Below are 14,985 nucleotides of genomic sequence, written 5' to 3'. Positions count from 1 at the left end.
CTCCTTAACCGTGATACACGGAAATCGTCTTCAGCGAGGCAAACCCGTAGAGCGCCTCAAAACCTTTTTCGCGGCCATGGCCGGATTTCTTCACGCCGCCGAACGGCAGTTCGATACCGCCGCCAGCGCCGTAATTGTTAATGAACACCTGCCCCGAATGGATCGCATGGGCGAGGCGGAACTGGCGTCCGCCATCCTTGGTCCAGATGCCGCAAACGAGACCGTAGGACGTGCCATTGGCAATGGCGATGGCTTCCTCTTCGGTATCGAACGGCAGGATAACCTGCACCGGACCAAAGATTTCCTCCTGCGCCAGACGATGATCGGCAGGCACGTCGCGGATCAGCGTTGGCAACACATAGGCCCCACCTTCCGGCGCGTCTTCGGTCAGCACACCTTGCGCGGCAATGGCCAGTCCGCTTTCCTTGGCGAGATCCAGATAGCTTTCGACAATCGCCTTCTGGCGCTGCGACACCACCGGACCGACGGACGGATCAGCACTTGCAGGGCCAACCTTCAATGCGCGGTAGCGTTCGCTCATGCGCGCGACAACATCTTCGTAAATGCTGCGCTCAACGAGGATGCGCGACGAAGCCGAGCAGGTCTGACCGGCATTTTGAATGCCGGCATTGACCAGAAACGGCAAAGCGCGGTCGAGATCGGCATCAGCGAAAACGATCTGCGGCGATTTTCCGCCAAGTTCCAGCGTCACCGGCACAGTGTTCTTCGCTGCTGCGGCCTGTACCGCTTCACCGGTGCGCACCGATCCCGTGAACGAGATGTGGTTGACATCGGGATGTTCGGAGAGTGCTGCACCCGCTTCCGCGCCAAGCCCGGTCACCACATTGAGCGCGCCCTTCGGCAGACCGGCCTTTTCGGCAATGCGCGCAAATTCGAGAATGGTCAGGCAGGCTTCTTCGGCAGGCTTGACCACGGCGGCATTGCCCATGGCCAATGCTGCGCCAAGGCTGCGCCCTAGAATCTGCATCGGATAGTTCCACGGAATAATATGGCCCGTGACGCCGTGCGGCTCATAGATCGACAGAACCGTGAAGCCGTTCTGATAGGGCAGCGTATCGCCATGCACCTTGTCAGCGGATGCACCGTAGAATTCGAGATAACGCGCCAGCGCCACCACGTCGGCGCGGGCTTGGCCGACCGGCTTGCCAACATCCTTCGATTCCAGATCCGTCAGGAGGTCGATATTCTTCAGCACTTCTTCCGAAATGCGATGCAATACACGACCGCGCTCGGTCGCGGTCAGCTTGCCCCAGTCGCCGGAAAGCGCCTTGCGGGCTGCTGCTACAGCCTGATCGATATCGGCCTTGGTGCCGCGCGCAATCAGCGCCAGATCGCTGCCATCGGAAGGGTTCTTGACCGTGATATGCTCGCCGCCAGCCGCATCCTGCCACTGACCCGCGATAAAATTGCCGTAACGGAGCAAGCCCGCTCCTCCCGTCTGGTTCTCATGCTTCATCTTCATTCTCCCGAAGAGGCTGTTCCGCCTCCAATCTTGCAGTGGTGGCGCGGATATGCGCCCGCGCCAGCCGCTCAGCCTGCTCGCCATCGCGCGCGGCAATGGCCTCAACAATCGCGCCATGTTCGCGGATTGCATCGCGTGCACGATCTACCGATAGCGAAAAGGATGGCGCGAAAACCTGCGATGTCATGCGCAACAACGGCACGAAGGCGATCAGCGAGGCATTACCCGCCGTGTTCATCACCGCCATATGAAAATCGACATTGGACTGGGTATAGGCTTTGGCATCCCACGGATCGACTACTGCCGACTGACCCGCGACATGGGTGCGCAGCCTGGCGATATCCGCATCGCTCGCCCGTTCAGCGGCAAAGCGTGCGGCAACACCATCGAGCACTTCACGCACGGCATAGGCATCGATCAGGCGGGTGAGATCGGCGGAGGCGACACGCACCCCCCTGCCCGGCAGGTGGATGACCAGCCCGTCGCGCTCCAGAACACGCAAGGCTTCCCGCAAGGGCGTGCGGCTGATGCCGAATTCGGTGGCTATATGCTCCTGCCGGAGGATCGCGCCCGGCGCATAAACGCCCGCATAGATTCGCTCCCGAAGCGCCTCTGCCACTTCGTCCAGCAAACGGGTCTGACTACGCCATTCATAAGCCGCCAATCGAAAAGCCTCCCAACTTTTCGCAAACTATATCCTGGATACAAAATCGGTCAATCCGAATTTCAACGACTTTTCTGAAAAGATTGGAGACTGTTGACGACTGAAAATTTCTGGAAGGTGTGCTGACCGGATAAATTGCGTCGGGTTGGCACGCCCGGTCGTTTTCTTCAAACGGTCATCATCAGTTTTCGACGGTTTCGGCTAGTATCCCTGCCAGTTGCCGGATTTGTTCGGGGCCGTGATCCATGTGCCGGATGACGATTTCCATCGGTTCGACCGCAGGCAGGCCCGCAAGCTCCGGCACGGCGCGGTGGGCGGGCAGCATAACGCGCATCGGCAACAGGCTGACGCCAAGCCCCTCCGCCACAGCACTTTGAATGCTCACCAGACTGGAGCTGGTGAACACCACATGCCACGGTCTGCCGATCCGGTCGAGCGCCTCCATCATGTCGCTGCGATAAAGCCCGTTCGGCGGAAAGGCGACTAGCGGCAGCGGCTCAAGCCGCGACATTGACGACACGGGAAAGTCCGCACTCTCCAGCCATGTCAAAGGTTCGGGCCAGCGCATTTTGCCTGCCGTCTCGCCGCGCTTCTGCTTGACCATGACGAGATCGAAATCACCCGTTTCAAAACCTTTCTGCAAGTCGCGGCTGAGACCGCTCGTCACTTCCAGCTTGATGTTCGGATGCTCGCGCATGAAAGCCGCCAGGGCAGGCGTGACCAGTCGCGACGCGAAATCTTCCGGTAGTCCCAGACGAAACACTGTTGCAAGCGCACTGCCGGTCATGGCGGCAGCGGCTTCGTCATGGAGATGCAGCATGCGCCGCGCATAACCGAGCAGCTTTTCCCCGGCATCGGTGGGCCGCACATCGCGGCGTGCGCGCTCCAGCAGCGCCTGCCCCGCCACCTCTTCCAGCCGCAATATCTTCTGGCTGATGGTCGATTGCGTCGAATGCAATTGCTGCGCCGCAACCGTGAAGCTGCGACTATCGACGACAGCCACAAAGGCCCGCATCAGATCGAGATTGAAGATAGTATTCATAAATCCACTGGATATCAGTTCAACATTTAATTTTCAAATAGAACTGGCAAGCTGTATGAAAACGATCAACCAAGGGAGCCGTAAATGCGCCGAACATTATTCAGCTTGAGTGCCTTGGCATTGATTGCAGGAGCCATTGTCATGAGCGAACCCACCTTGCCCGGCCATCAGGCCATCGCACAAACCGAAACCGGTCTTATCGAAGCAGCCAGCGCCGGCAACCTCCCCGCCGTGAAGGCCGCCATCAAGGCCGGAGCCGATCTTGAAGCGCGCGGCAAGAATGGCGAAACGGCCCTCCTCGCCGCCACCCATGCCAATCACATCGATGTCGCACGCGCTTTGATCGAGGCGCGCGCGAATGTGAATGCCAAGGACGCAATCAATGACAGCCCCTATCTTTATGCGGGCGCGCGCGGCCATCTGGAAATCCTGAAACTGACACTGGCGCACGGTGCCGACCTGACAAGCACCAACCGCTATGGCGGAACGGCTCTGATCCCGGCAGCCGAACGTGGCCATGTCGAGACGGTGCGCACGCTGATCGCGGCGGGCGTCAATGTCGATCACGTCAACAATCTCCATTGGACCGCCTTGCTGGAGGCTATCATTCTGGCCGATGGCGGCGAGCGCCATGTCGAAATCGTCAAGCAGTTGATCGATGCCGGTGCCGATGTAAACATCGCCGACAAGGACGGCGTGACGCCATTGCAGCATGCGCGCCAGCGCGGCTATGCACCGATGGTCGCCCTTCTCGAAAAGGCAGGTGCGAAATGAACACCGACCGGATCTTTCTCGATCAGGCCATAGCGCTGGCATTCGACAATGTCGATCAGGGCGGACGCCCGTTCGGCGCCGTGGTGGTCAAGGACGGCGACGTCATTGCCACCGGCGTCAACCGCATGCAGGCCGATTGCGACCCAACGGCCCATGCCGAATTGCTGGCGCTGCGCGCGGCGGGCAAGGCCCTGCAATCGCCACGTCTCGACGGCTGCGCCGTCTATGCCAGTGGCCAGCCCTGCCCCATGTGCTTTGCCGCCATGCGCATGGCAGGCGTGGACAAAATCCTGTTCGCCAATTCCAACGAACAGGCCGAATCCTATGGCCTTTCCACCGCAAAAATCGCTGCTGAACTGGCCAAGCCCGTCAGCGCGCAGACCGGTATCCGCTTTGAACATTGCCCGTCGGAAGAAGGCGAACGCCTGCTGCGCGCATGGCAGGACCGGACAGACACCCAGTAAAGTCTCATCATGCCCAGCAACCCTGCCAGCACCGGCGGTAACCGGACCGCACCCATTGCCCTTGTCGCGCTCGTCGCGCTGATCGGTTTCAACCTGCGGCCTTTCCTGACGGGCCCCGGGCCGGTTCTGTCAGAGATTGCCGCTGATACCGGCATGGGGTTTGGCGCGCTTTCTCTCCTGACTTTTCTGCCGATGCTGCTGATGGGGCTTGGCGCATTTGTCACGCCGCGCATCCAGTCGCTTTTCGGTACGCGCCGAAGCATGTTCGCAGCACTCGCAATCCTCGCAGCCGGATCGGCGCTGCGCGGCATCGTGCCGGACGGCCTGTCGCTGATATTCACAGCCATTCTCTGCGGCGCTGGCGTTGCCATGATACAGGCGCTGATGCCCGGTCTCATCAAGGCCAGATTTCCATCGTCCATCGCCACGATCACCGGGCTTTACTCCGCAACCATCATGGGCGGGGGTGCACTGGGTGCGCGATTGGCGCCATGGTTTGCCGGTGCCGCCCACAATTGGCGCTATGCGCTCTCTTTGTTGGCGATGCCTGCCGTGCTCGCCTTGATCGCTGCCGTGCCGATCCTGAAAGAGGCCCCAAGCACAACGAAAGCAGCAGGCCAGAAGTCGGGCATTACAGCTACGCTTTTACGGCGTCCGCGCACCTGGGCGCTGATGGCCGCATTCGGCCTCGTCAATGCCGGCTATTCCTCAATGGTTGCATGGCTTGCACCTTATTACCAGACGCTCGGGCTTGAAGCCTCGGCGACGGGCAGCCTTGTCGCGACCATGGCGATTGCGCAGGCTTTGAGCGCCCTCGCCCTGCCCATGCTTGCACGACGCAGCACCGACCGCCGCCCATGGCTGCTTTTCAGCCTTTTGATGCAGGCTGTGGGATTTGCCGGGCTTGCCTTTGCGCCGGATATCTCACCGGTCCTGTGGTCGGCGATCTGTGGTGCCGGCCTCGGCGGCAGCTTCGCGCTTGCGATGATCACCTCGCTCGACCATTTGCCGAAACCGGAGGAAGCAGGCGCTCTGGCCGCCATGATGCAAGGCGGCGGTTTTCTGATTGCAGCACTTGGACCCGTCGCAACCGCGCTTCTTCATAATATCACCGGCGGCTTTGCTTCCGGCTGGATCTTGCACCTTGTTCTGGTCGCGGCGATCTGCCCGCTCTATCTGAGCTTCAATCCCCGCCATTATCCGCGGGTGATGAATCTGCCGGTTTCGCCAGCGAATGGCACACAATAGCGTTACCCGGTGAATTTATCGGGCAAAAACGATGTTCGGCTGGCATTTTTGGGTTAGATAGCTTGCTCACCTTCCCTTTCGGGTTAAGGTTGGCGCCATCCCTCAGACTGGTCAATGACATGAAGCACGAAACCGTCATCAAGCAAGGCACGTCCGTCGCACCGGACGGATTGCCCAAGCCGAGAATCTATTGGGCATGGGCTACCTTGATGGTCGGTTTGACGCTTGCCGTCATCGACGGCACCATTGCCAATGTCGCCTTGCCGACAATCGCCGCCGATTTTGCCGCCGGGCCCGCCGCCTCCATCTGGATCGTCAACGGCTATCAGCTCGCCATCGTTATCAGCCTGTTGCCGCTGGCAGCGCTTGGCGAAATCTACGGCTATCGCCGCATCTATCTGGCAGGCGTGACGCTGTTCACCGTCGCATCGGTGGCTTGCGTCTTCGCGCGCTCGCTGGAAACGCTGACCCTTGCGCGCATCGTGCAAGGACTGGGCGCGGCGGGGCTGATGAGCGTCAATACCGCGCTGTTGCGTTATACCGTTCCGCAGGCCAAATTCGGTACTGCCATCGGTCTCAACGCCCTCTTTGTCGCGGTTTCTTCGACCATCGGCCCCACGCTTGCAGGCGTCATCCTGTCCTCGCTGACCTGGCCGTGGCTCTTCGTCATCAATATTCCGCTCGGCATCGCAGCGGTCGCGATGGGCTTACGAACCCTGCCGGAAAATGAGCGCTCGGCGCGCAAGTTCGATGTCGTCAGCGCCATCCTCAGCGCCCTGACCATCGGCCTTCTGATCACGACCATCGACAGTGCTGGCAACGAGGTCAGTCAAACTGTCGTCGTGCTGCAGGCCGTGGCCTGTCTCGTGGCGGGCATTTTACTGACACGCCGCTCGTTGCGCACTACAGACCCGCTGCTGCCGCTCGATCTGTTGCGCATTCCGGTGTTCACGCTCTCGATCTGCACGTCAATCATGTCGTTCCTCGCGCAGATGATGGCCTTCATCTCGCTGCCGTTCCTGTTTCAGACCGTATTCGGCTTCAAGCCGATTGAGGTGGGCTTTCTCATGATGCCATGGCCGATTGCGCTGGCATTGGTCGCACCTTTATCCGGCAAGCTTTCGGACAAATATTCCCCAGCGATACTCGGGCTGCTCGGCCTCATCACTTTTGCTGCCGGGCTGGCGCTGGTTGGCATGTTGCCCGCCCATCCGACGATTGCCGATATTTGCTGGCGCATGGCCATTTGCGGCATCGGCTTCGGTCTGTTCCAGGCGCCGAACAACCGCATGATGATCACCTCGACGCCGCGTGCGCGCTCCGGCGCTGCAAGCGGCATGCTCGGCACCGCTCGTCTGCTCGGCCAGTCGCTGGGGGCTGCCTTCGTGGCGTTCCTGCTGGCGCAATGGGGCGTGGAAGGCTCGCCCTATATCCTGTTCATCGCTTCGGGCTTTGCGCTGTTTGCATCGGTAATCAGCTTTTCGCGCCTCGGCGCTCACCGTTTGGGAGCATGATTTCGTTCATCCACAGCGATGAAAAATTTTCCATCGAAAGGCTCGATTTGCCTGTTGCAATCTGCAATGCGTTGGTTCATATACCGCCTGCCTGACGGAAACGACTTCCTTCGGAAGCGCTTTCAAGTCGAAACTGGCGCGAGCGGGTGTAGCTCAGGGGTAGAGCACAACCTTGCCAAGGTTGGGGTCGAGGGTTCGAATCCCTTCGCCCGCTCCAGTTTCCAGCAAGGCAGTTCTCAAAATCCCGGCTTCGTCCGGGATTTTTGCTTTTTAGGCCCTCCCCGTCTTCGAGGCGCATTCCGAACCGGAAGCAAACTTATAGAAAATAAGAATGAAGCCCAAACAGGGCTTGGCAGCGGCGCAGCGAACCATTAACACGTTGCAGGTCCCAAAACCGGGCGACCCCTTTTGCCGCAAGCTTTTCTCCGGGGCAGAACGACGCCCCAACACTGAGCCACGAATGACAGACATGCCGACAGAGCGACCCGATATCGACGCGCAAGCCGCCGTCGCGGGAGCCTATAGGCCTTCCTCACGCAAACGCTCCGGTGGCTTTCTGCGCGGCAACTCGCTTCTCGGGCTGATCGTGCGGCGCGTATTGCTCGGTATCGTGTTGCTCTGGGCGATTTCAGTGGTCATTTTCGCGGGCACGCAGATCCTGCCCGGCGACGTGGCAACCGCCATGCTCGGCCAGCAGGCAACCCCGCAGGCCGTCGAAAACATCCGCAAGGAACTCGGCCTTGAGCGACCGGCGATCCAGCGTTACTCCGAATGGCTGGTCAATGCCGTGCAAGGCGATCTCGGTCGCAGCTATTCCAACCGGCAGGACATTGCCAAAAGCATCGCGCCGCGCCTGTCGAACACGCTCTATCTTGCTGCCATGTCGGCGCTGCTCGCGATACCGCTGGCGCTGCTGCTCGGCTTGATTTCCGTTCTCTATGCCGGCACGGTGATCGACCGGGGCATTGCCGTGGCAACGCTTGCCACCATATCGCTGCCGGAATTCTTCGTAGCCTATATTCTGATCGCCTATCTGGCGATCTCGCTCGGCCTGCTGCCATCAAGCGCGCTCGTCACGTCGTCGATGAGCGGCTGGCAGCGTCTGACGGCTGTTGCCCTGCCCTGCATGACGCTGGTGATCGCCGTGACCGGCCATATGGTGCGGATGACGCGCGCCTCGCTTTTGTCCATCATGTCGTCGCCCTATATCGAGACTGCGCAGCTGAAAGGCCTGCCGCGCTGGCGCATTCTTTTGAAACACGCTTTGCCCAATGCGCTGTCGCCGGTCATCAATGTCATTGCGCTGAACCTAGCCTATCTGGTGGTTGGCGTCGTGGTGGTCGAGGTCATCTTCGTTTATCCTGGAATGGGGCAATATATGGTCGATCACGTTGCCAAGCGTGACGTGCCGGTGGTGCAGGCCTGTGGCCTGATCTTTGCCGCCGTCTATATCGGCCTCAACATCATCGCCGATGTTATTGTGATCCTGACCAATCCACGGCTGAGGCACCCGCGATGAAAAAGCGCAAACAGTCTTCGCCGCTGTTGGCGATCATCGGTTTCGGCGGCATCGCCTTCTTCCTGTTCGTCGCCATTTTCGCAGATTTTCTGGCACCGCATCCAATTTCGGAAGTGGTGGGCGCTGTCTGGCAAGGCCCCTCGCCGCAAGCTCTTCTCGGCACCGACAATATCGGTCGCGACCTTCTGTCCCGAGTTATCTGGGGCACGCGGCTAACGCTATCGATTGCCGCCGCCTCGACCATCGTGGCCTTTGCAATCGGCGTGCCGCTCGGCTTTCTTGCTGCGCTCTCCAAAGGCTGGCCGGACCAGCTTTTGTCGCGCGCCAACGATCTGCTGATGGCGATCCCGACCCTGATCTTCGCACTGGTGGTACTCGCCGTTCTGCCGAAAAGCGTGTTCGTGCTCATCGCCGTGATGGCCGTGCTGGAAGCGACCCGCGTTTTCCGCGTCAGCCGTGCCATCGCTTCGGATGTGGTGGTGCTGGACTATGTGGAAATCGCGCGGTTGCGCGGCGAGAGCAAAGGCTGGATCATCTTCAACGAAATTCTGCCCAATGCATTGTCGCCACTGCTGGCCGAATTCGGGCTGCGCTTCGTCTTTGCAATTCTGTTTCTTTCCACCCTGTCTTTCCTTGGGCTTGGCGTGCAGCCGCCGGTGGCCGACTGGGGCAGTCTGGTAAAAGACAACAAGGACGGGTTGATGTTCGGCGTCTTCGCCGCACTCATTCCCGGCGGCACCATTGCGGCGCTGGCGATCAGCGTCAATTTCGTCGTCGATTGGGTCTTGCAGCGCACATCGAGCCTGAAGCGAGGTGCGCAGGATAATGGCTGAACCCTTGCTTAAAATCACCGGTCTGGAAATCCGCTCCGATGATGGCCTTGTCGTCGACAAGGTCGACCTGACCCTTGCCAAAGGCCGGGTGCTTGGTCTCATCGGCGAATCCGGCGCGGGAAAATCCACCATCGGTCTTGCAGCCCTTGGGCATGCACGCGGCGGCTTGCAGATTACCGGCGGGACCGTGACGCTCGACGGCAGCAACATCCTGTCGCTGTCGCGCAAGGACATGCAGGCCATGCGCGGCAGCCGTGTCGCCTATGTGGCGCAATCGGCAGCCGCTGCCTTCAACCCCGCCCATCGCCTGATCGATCAGGTGATCGAAGCCACGGTCTGGCACGGACTGATGAAGCGTGCGGAAGCCAGAAAGCGCGCTATAGAACTCTTTGCCATGCTTGGCCTGCCCGACCCGGAGCATTTCGGCGAGCGCTATCCGCATCGGGTATCAGGCGGCCAGTTGCAGCGCGCCATGACCGCCATGGCGCTTTGCCCGAAGCCCGATCTGGTGGTTTTCGACGAACCGACCACGGCGCTCGACGTCACCACCCAGATCGAAGTTCTCATCGCCATCAAGAAGGCCATCGAAACCACAGGCACGGCGGCGCTTTATATCTCACACGACCTTGCGGTCGTCGCCCAGATCGCCGACGACATCATGGTGCTGCGCCATGGCCGCATGGTCGAACAGGGGTCCGTCCGCCAGATATTCGATGCGCCGCGCGAAGATTATACGCGCCAGCTGGTTGCCGTGCGCCAGAAGGAAGTGGAAGGCAAGCCGCTCACCGCCGAACCGCTCCTGACCGTCAGCAAGATCAGCGCTGCCTATGACCCGGCCAATCCGGTTCTGAGCGATATCTCGCTGGAGCTGGAAAAGGGCCGTACGCTCGCCATTGTCGGCGAGTCCGGTTCCGGCAAATCGACGCTGGCGCGTGTGGTTTGCGGGCTTCTGCCGCCAATCGCCGGTGAAATCCGCTTTGACGGAGCCGTTCTGTCGCCGCGCCTTGAAGGCCGGTCGAAGGAAACGCTGCGCAATATCCAGATGATCAGCCAGTTGCCCGATCTGGCGCTCAATCCCCGCCGCACCATTGCCGACATCCTCGGACGCCCGTTGCAGTTCTATTTCGGCATGGGTCGCGCCGACCGGCACAAGGCCGTGGCCGAACTGATGGATCGCATCGAGCTGCCGCAAACCGTGCTGGAGCGCTATCCGGCTGAACTTTCCGGCGGCCAGAAGCAACGCGTCTGCATTGCGCGTGCACTTGCCGCACGACCAAAGCTGTTGCTCTGTGACGAACCGACCTCGGCGCTCGATCCGCTAGTGGCTGAAGGGATACTCGATCTCTTGCGCAGGGTGCAAAACGAGACCGGCACATCCTATCTCTTTGTGACACACGATCTGGCCATCGTGCGCGCCATTGCCGACAGCATTGCAGTCATGCATCGCGGACAGGTGGTGCGCTATGGCCCGAAGGCCAGTGTGCTAACGCCGCCCTTCGATGACTATACCGGCAAGCTCTTGGCTTCCGTTCCGCAAATGGAACCCGGCTGGCTCGACGGCATCATTGCCGGACGAGAGCTGCACGGCACAGAATAATCTCTGAAAGGACACGACATTATGAGCAAGAAGGCAATCATTCTCGACGGCGGCATGGGCCGCGAGCTGGAGCGCGTCGGCGCGCCGTTCCGCCAGCCGGAGTGGTCGGCGCTTGCCTTGATCGAAGGCCCGCAATTCGTGCGTGAAGTGCATGACGGTTATATTGCCGCCGGTGCCGACGTCATCACCACCAACAGCTACGCCGTGGTGCCATTCCATATCGGCGAAGAGCGCTTTGCAGCCGAGGGTCTCAAACTTGCAGCCCTTTCCGGCACGATTGCCCGCGAAGCCGCCGATGCCTCCGACCGCGACGTGAAGGTGGCAGGTTCGCTGCCGCCGGTTTTTGGCTCCTACCAGCCGGACCTGTTCGAACCGGCGCGTGCGGGCGAACTGCTCGGCGTTCTGGTTGACGGTCTTGCGCCATCAGTCGATCTCTGGCTGGCTGAGACCCAGAGCAGCCTCGCGGAAGTGAAAGCCGCTCATGAAGCCACGCGCGGCACCGGTAAGCCGCTCTGGGTGTCCTATACGCTGCGCGATGATGTTGCGCCGGAAGATATGGGCGAGGCCCAGCTTCGTTCAGGCGAAACCGTAGCCGAAGGTGCGCGTCTTGCCGCCGAGCTCGGCGCAGAAGCGCTACTTTTCAATTGCGCCATGCCGGAAGTGATGGACGCCGCCATTCTGGCAGCAAAGAACGTCTTCGATGAACTCGGCAAGGACATTCCGGTTGGCGTTTATGCCAATGCATTTCCATCCCAGCAGGGCGACGAAGAAGCCAATGCGACGGTGACGGAAGTACGCGCCGATCTCGATCCAGATGCCTATGGCAGCTGGGCGCAGCGCTGGGTGAAGAACGGCGCACGCATTATCGGCGGTTGCTGCGGTATCGGCACCAATCACATCCATGCTTTGTCGAGCAAATATCTCTGCGCGTGATCTCGCGCTTCATCTCAAAAGAAAAAGGCGGCCAAAATGGCCGCCTTTTTTGCATCAGGAAAGAATACGGATCGCCGCCAGCGAAAGCGCAACGACACCATTTTTAATGGAGCGTTCGTCGGGCTGATAATCGGAATTGTGCAGCTTGTCGTTACGGCCTTCCTGCGATGCACCGATGCCCAGCTGGAACGACGGCACCTTCTCAGCCACCAGGGCGAAGTCTTCCGAACCGAGGCTGCCGCCACGCTTGAAATAGACATCGCCATAATGTTCGCGAATGGCCGCGCCCGTCGTTTCGATCAAATAAGGATCGGACACCATTGACGGCACGCCTCGCACATAATTGATTTCGCAGCGCACCCGCATCGAGGCTTCAAGCCCGGCGCAGATGCGCCGCACTGCAGCCTCGACCACATTGCGCGTCGCGGCATCCTGACAACGAACCGTGCCCATCAGCGTCACCGCATCCGGGATGATATTATGCGTGTGTCCGCCATGGATCGAGCCGATGGTCAGCACAGCGGTGTGCATCGGGTCGACTTCTCGCGACACCACGGTCTGCAGCTGATTGATCAGCTGCGCCGTCGCGACAATCGGATCGACCGCCTGATGCGGACGCGCCGCATGGCCGGAAGCCGCATGAACGGTGATGTCGAACTCGTCCGACGAGCCGTTGGCCACGCCCTCCACGAAGGTGAAGGTGCCGGTTGGTTCTTCAGGCTGGTTATGAAAACCGAGCGCATAGTCAACACCGTCCAGAATACCGTCAGCAATCATGGCGCGGGCGCCGCTTTCCAGCGTTTCTTCGGCTGGCTGGAACATCAACTTCACATTGCCACTGAGACGCGGCGCGATTTCCTTGAGTACGCTGCCTATGCCGATCAGCGTCGCCGTATGGAGATCATGACCGCAGGCATGCATCTTGCCCTGATGCGTGCTGGCAAAAGGCAGGCCAGTTTGCTCCTCGATGGGCAGCGCATCCATGTCGGCGCGGATAACCAGCGTCGGCCCCGGGCGCCCACCTTTGATCAACCCGACAACACCTGTACGTCCCACGCCCGTCTCATGCTCAATGCCAAGACGCTCCAGTTCGCGCGCCACCACGCCCGCCGTCCGCTCCACATCGAAACCGGTTTCCGGATGGGCATGGATATCGCGACGAATCTCAATCAGATTCGGCTCCGCCTTGTCCGAGAGTTGCTGAATGAGCGAGGAAAGGTCGTTGAGGCCGTGGCCGGTGGTATGCGTGGTCATAGTGCTTGTCCAATTAGGGCATAACCGGTCCCCATCGGAAGGAGATCGATAAGATTATGCATCTTGAGGTGTGATACCTGTCACCGGCTTATCGCGGTTCGTACCGGTCTAACAAGGTAAAACTTCACATCCTCGACCGCTGCTGCCCTCCCCTTCCTTTCCACTCGCCCTTAAAACACCAAAAGCCCCGCAGTTTTATGCGGGGCTTTTGTGATGATTTGGTTGCGGGGGCAGGATTTGAACCTGCGGCCTTCAGGTTATGAGCCTGACGAGCTACCGGGCTGCTCCACCCCGCGCCAGGGTGTATTTTTTTAGAACCGGTTGGGTATTTTTGGCGATTATCGCATGTTTGGGGTGTTTTGTATGATTTGAGAAGATGTTTTAATTTGTGTGCTTAGCAGACCTGGCAGCGACCTACTCTCCCGCATCTTAAGATGAAGTACCATTGGCGCTGGAGCGTTTCACGGCCGAGTTCGGAATGGGATCGGGTGCAGCCGCTCCGCCATAACCACCAGGTCGGCGAAGAACACAAATTGAGAAGCTGGATTAGGGGAGTAGGGGAATAGGGCAGTAAGGGAGTATGTTAGCTCACTGTTTCCTCTGCTCTTATTTTCTTTCTGCACTGATAAACAATAAGCACGCGACTGCGTGCCGCCGGTTGTCCGGCGCCCTGTCCGGAGCGAAGCGGCTTTAGCCGCGACAGCGTGAGGACAGAAGTTAAAGCTGGTATTCGTCAAGCGAAGCTTGATGGATATTGTAAATGGGAGTGATCAAGTCGATCGAGCTATTAGTACCGGTAAGCTGCATGCGTTGCCGCACTTCCACACCCGGCCTATCAACGTGGTGGTCTTCCACGGCTCTGATAGGGAATACTCGTTTTTAGGTGGGTTTCCCGCTTAGATGCCTTCAGCGGTTATCCCGTCCGTATATAGCTACCCTGCTATGCCGTTGGCACGACAACAGGTCCACCAGAGATACGTCCATCCCGGTCCTCTCGTACTAGGGACAGATCCTATCAATATTCCTACACCCACGGCAGATAGGGACCGAACTGTCTCACGACGTTCTGAACCCAACTCACGTACCGCTTTAAATGGCGAACAGCCATACCCTTGGGACCTGCTCCAGCCCCAGGATGCGATGAGTCGACATCGAGGTGCCAAACAACCCCGTCGATATGGACTCTTGGGGGTCATCAGCCTGTTATCCCCGGCGTACCTTTTATCCGTTGAGCGATGGCCCTTCCACGCGGGACCACCGGATCACTATGACCGACTTTCGTCTCTGCTCGACTTGTCAGTCTTGCAGTCAGGCAGGCTTATGCCATTGCACTCGACGAACGATTTCCGACCGTTCTGAGCCTACCATCGCGCGCCTCCGTTACTCTTTAGGAGGCGACCGCCCCAGTCAAACTACCCACCATACACGGTCCTGGACCCGGATAACGGGCCGCAGTTAGACATCCATATAGGCAAGGGTGGTATTTCAAGGATGACTCCACAATGGCTGGCGCCACTGCTTCAAAGTCTACCACCTATCCTACACATGCCGACACGAATGCCAGTGTAAAGCTATAGTAAAGGTGCACGGGGTCTTTCCGTCTAACCGCAGGAACCCCGCATCTTCACGGGGAATTCAATTTCACTGAGTCTGCGTTGGA

General features: G+C 59.6%; 12 protein-coding genes, 2 tRNA genes and 2 rRNA genes (1 of these 16 cut by a window edge). 9 read left to right on the top strand and 7 right to left on the bottom strand.

The genetic code is table 11. The features are described 5' to 3' along the window. Positions 1-4: 4 nt before the first annotated feature. The 3 genes from WIX40_RS16450 to WIX40_RS16440 all read right to left on the bottom strand — a co-directional run bounded on the left by WIX40_RS16450 (position 5) and on the right by WIX40_RS16440 (position 3,189). Positions 5-1,477 carry an aldehyde dehydrogenase family protein gene (locus WIX40_RS16450; RefSeq protein WP_171319866.1) on the bottom strand — a complete coding sequence of 491 codons (1,473 nt, stop codon included), beginning with the start codon at positions 1,475-1,477 and terminating at the stop codon, positions 5-7. After that, positions 1,467-2,147, bottom strand: coding sequence for a GntR family transcriptional regulator (locus WIX40_RS16445; protein ID WP_105542576.1), 681 nt, complete (start codon positions 2,145-2,147; stop codon positions 1,467-1,469). Before WIX40_RS16445 ends, WIX40_RS16450 begins: the two co-directional genes overlap by 11 nt. 181 nt (positions 2,148-2,328) lie before the next feature. Then, on the bottom strand, positions 2,329-3,189 hold the full coding sequence (locus WIX40_RS16440) for a LysR family transcriptional regulator (RefSeq protein WP_339440694.1): 861 nt from the start codon (positions 3,187-3,189) through the stop codon (positions 2,329-2,331). Between the two features lie 141 nt (positions 3,190-3,330). Between WIX40_RS16440 and WIX40_RS16435 the strand changes: the two genes are divergently transcribed. The 9 genes from WIX40_RS16435 (at position 3,331) to WIX40_RS16395 (ending at position 12,071) form a co-directional block, all read left to right on the top strand. Further along, on the top strand, positions 3,331-3,963 hold the full coding sequence (locus WIX40_RS16435) for an ankyrin repeat domain-containing protein (protein ID WP_339440692.1): 633 nt from the start codon (positions 3,331-3,333) through the stop codon (positions 3,961-3,963). Next, positions 3,960-4,427 carry a nucleoside deaminase gene (locus WIX40_RS16430; RefSeq protein ID WP_339440690.1) on the top strand — a complete coding sequence of 156 codons (468 nt, stop codon included), beginning with the start codon at positions 3,960-3,962 and terminating at the stop codon, positions 4,425-4,427. The genes WIX40_RS16435 and WIX40_RS16430 overlap by 4 nt, the downstream gene beginning before the upstream one ends. 9 nt (positions 4,428-4,436) lie before the next feature. Next, positions 4,437-5,675 carry a cyanate transporter gene (locus tag WIX40_RS16425; RefSeq protein ID WP_339440688.1) on the top strand — a complete coding sequence of 413 codons (1,239 nt, stop codon included), beginning with the start codon at positions 4,437-4,439 and terminating at the stop codon, positions 5,673-5,675. A gap of 119 nt (positions 5,676-5,794) precedes the next feature. Further along, positions 5,795-7,189 (top strand): MFS transporter, encoded by a 1,395-nt coding sequence (locus tag WIX40_RS16420; RefSeq protein ID WP_171319875.1) that lies wholly within the window; start codon positions 5,795-5,797, stop codon positions 7,187-7,189. Between the two features lie 142 nt (positions 7,190-7,331). Further along, positions 7,332-7,406, top strand: a tRNA-Gly gene (locus WIX40_RS16415). Positions 7,407-7,658: 252 nt separating this feature from the next. After that, complete coding sequence (locus WIX40_RS16410; protein WP_371834152.1) at positions 7,659-8,708, top strand: ABC transporter permease; 1,050 nt, start codon at positions 7,659-7,661, stop codon at positions 8,706-8,708. Next, positions 8,705-9,541, top strand: coding sequence for an ABC transporter permease (locus tag WIX40_RS16405; protein WP_339440685.1), 837 nt, complete (start codon positions 8,705-8,707; stop codon positions 9,539-9,541). Before WIX40_RS16410 ends, WIX40_RS16405 begins: the two co-directional genes overlap by 4 nt. Continuing rightward, entirely contained in the window at positions 9,534-11,138 is a 1,605-nt protein-coding gene (locus WIX40_RS16400; protein WP_339440683.1) for an ABC transporter ATP-binding protein, read from the top strand. The genes WIX40_RS16405 and WIX40_RS16400 overlap by 8 nt, the downstream gene beginning before the upstream one ends. A gap of 21 nt (positions 11,139-11,159) precedes the next feature. Continuing rightward, positions 11,160-12,071 (top strand): homocysteine S-methyltransferase family protein, encoded by a 912-nt coding sequence (locus tag WIX40_RS16395; protein ID WP_339440681.1) that lies wholly within the window; start codon positions 11,160-11,162, stop codon positions 12,069-12,071. A gap of 54 nt (positions 12,072-12,125) precedes the next feature. Here the strand turns inward: WIX40_RS16395 and WIX40_RS16390 are convergent, their stop codons facing one another. The 4 genes from WIX40_RS16390 to WIX40_RS16375 form a co-directional block, all read right to left on the bottom strand. Further along, positions 12,126-13,325 (bottom strand): M20 metallopeptidase family protein, encoded by a 1,200-nt coding sequence (locus tag WIX40_RS16390; protein ID WP_339440679.1) that lies wholly within the window; start codon positions 13,323-13,325, stop codon positions 12,126-12,128. A gap of 219 nt (positions 13,326-13,544) precedes the next feature. Next, positions 13,545-13,621: transfer RNA gene (locus tag WIX40_RS16385), tRNA-Met, on the bottom strand. Positions 13,622-13,726: 105 nt separating this feature from the next. Next, positions 13,727-13,841 (bottom strand): 5S ribosomal RNA (gene rrf / locus WIX40_RS16380). Positions 13,842-14,091: 250 nt separating this feature from the next. Further along, positions 14,092-14,985, bottom strand: a 23S ribosomal RNA gene (locus tag WIX40_RS16375) (it continues 1,919 nt past the right edge of the window).

It is taken from the genome of Ochrobactrum teleogrylli, from assembly GCF_037482325.1.
Lineage (GTDB): Bacteria > Pseudomonadota > Alphaproteobacteria > Rhizobiales > Rhizobiaceae > Brucella > Brucella teleogrylli.
Note: the sequence above shows the minus strand (reverse complement) of the source record. Positions and strands in the feature narration are given on the sequence as shown.

Bases quoted from the DNA above. Each gene is read 5' to 3' on its own strand.
- WIX40_RS16450 (WP_171319866.1), bottom strand. From the start codon at position 1,477: ATGAAGCATGAGAACCAGACGGGAGGAGCGGGCTTGCTCCGTTACGGC.
- WIX40_RS16440 (WP_339440694.1), bottom strand. From the start codon at position 3,189: ATGAATACTATCTTCAATCTCGATCTGATGCGGGCCTTTGTGGCTGTC.
- WIX40_RS16435 (WP_339440692.1), top strand. From the start codon at position 3,331: ATGAGCGAACCCACCTTGCCCGGCCATCAGGCCATCGCACAAACCGAA.
- WIX40_RS16430 (WP_339440690.1), top strand. From the start codon at position 3,960: ATGAACACCGACCGGATCTTTCTCGATCAGGCCATAGCGCTGGCATTC.
- WIX40_RS16425 (WP_339440688.1), top strand. From the start codon at position 4,437: ATGCCCAGCAACCCTGCCAGCACCGGCGGTAACCGGACCGCACCCATT.
- WIX40_RS16420 (WP_171319875.1), top strand. From the start codon at position 5,795: ATGAAGCACGAAACCGTCATCAAGCAAGGCACGTCCGTCGCACCGGAC.
- WIX40_RS16410 (WP_371834152.1), top strand. From the start codon at position 7,659: ATGCCGACAGAGCGACCCGATATCGACGCGCAAGCCGCCGTCGCGGGA.
- WIX40_RS16405 (WP_339440685.1), top strand. From the start codon at position 8,705: ATGAAAAAGCGCAAACAGTCTTCGCCGCTGTTGGCGATCATCGGTTTC.
- WIX40_RS16400 (WP_339440683.1), top strand. From the start codon at position 9,534: ATGGCTGAACCCTTGCTTAAAATCACCGGTCTGGAAATCCGCTCCGAT.
- WIX40_RS16395 (WP_339440681.1), top strand. From the start codon at position 11,160: ATGAGCAAGAAGGCAATCATTCTCGACGGCGGCATGGGCCGCGAGCTG.
- WIX40_RS16390 (WP_339440679.1), bottom strand. From the start codon at position 13,325: ATGACCACGCATACCACCGGCCACGGCCTCAACGACCTTTCCTCGCTC.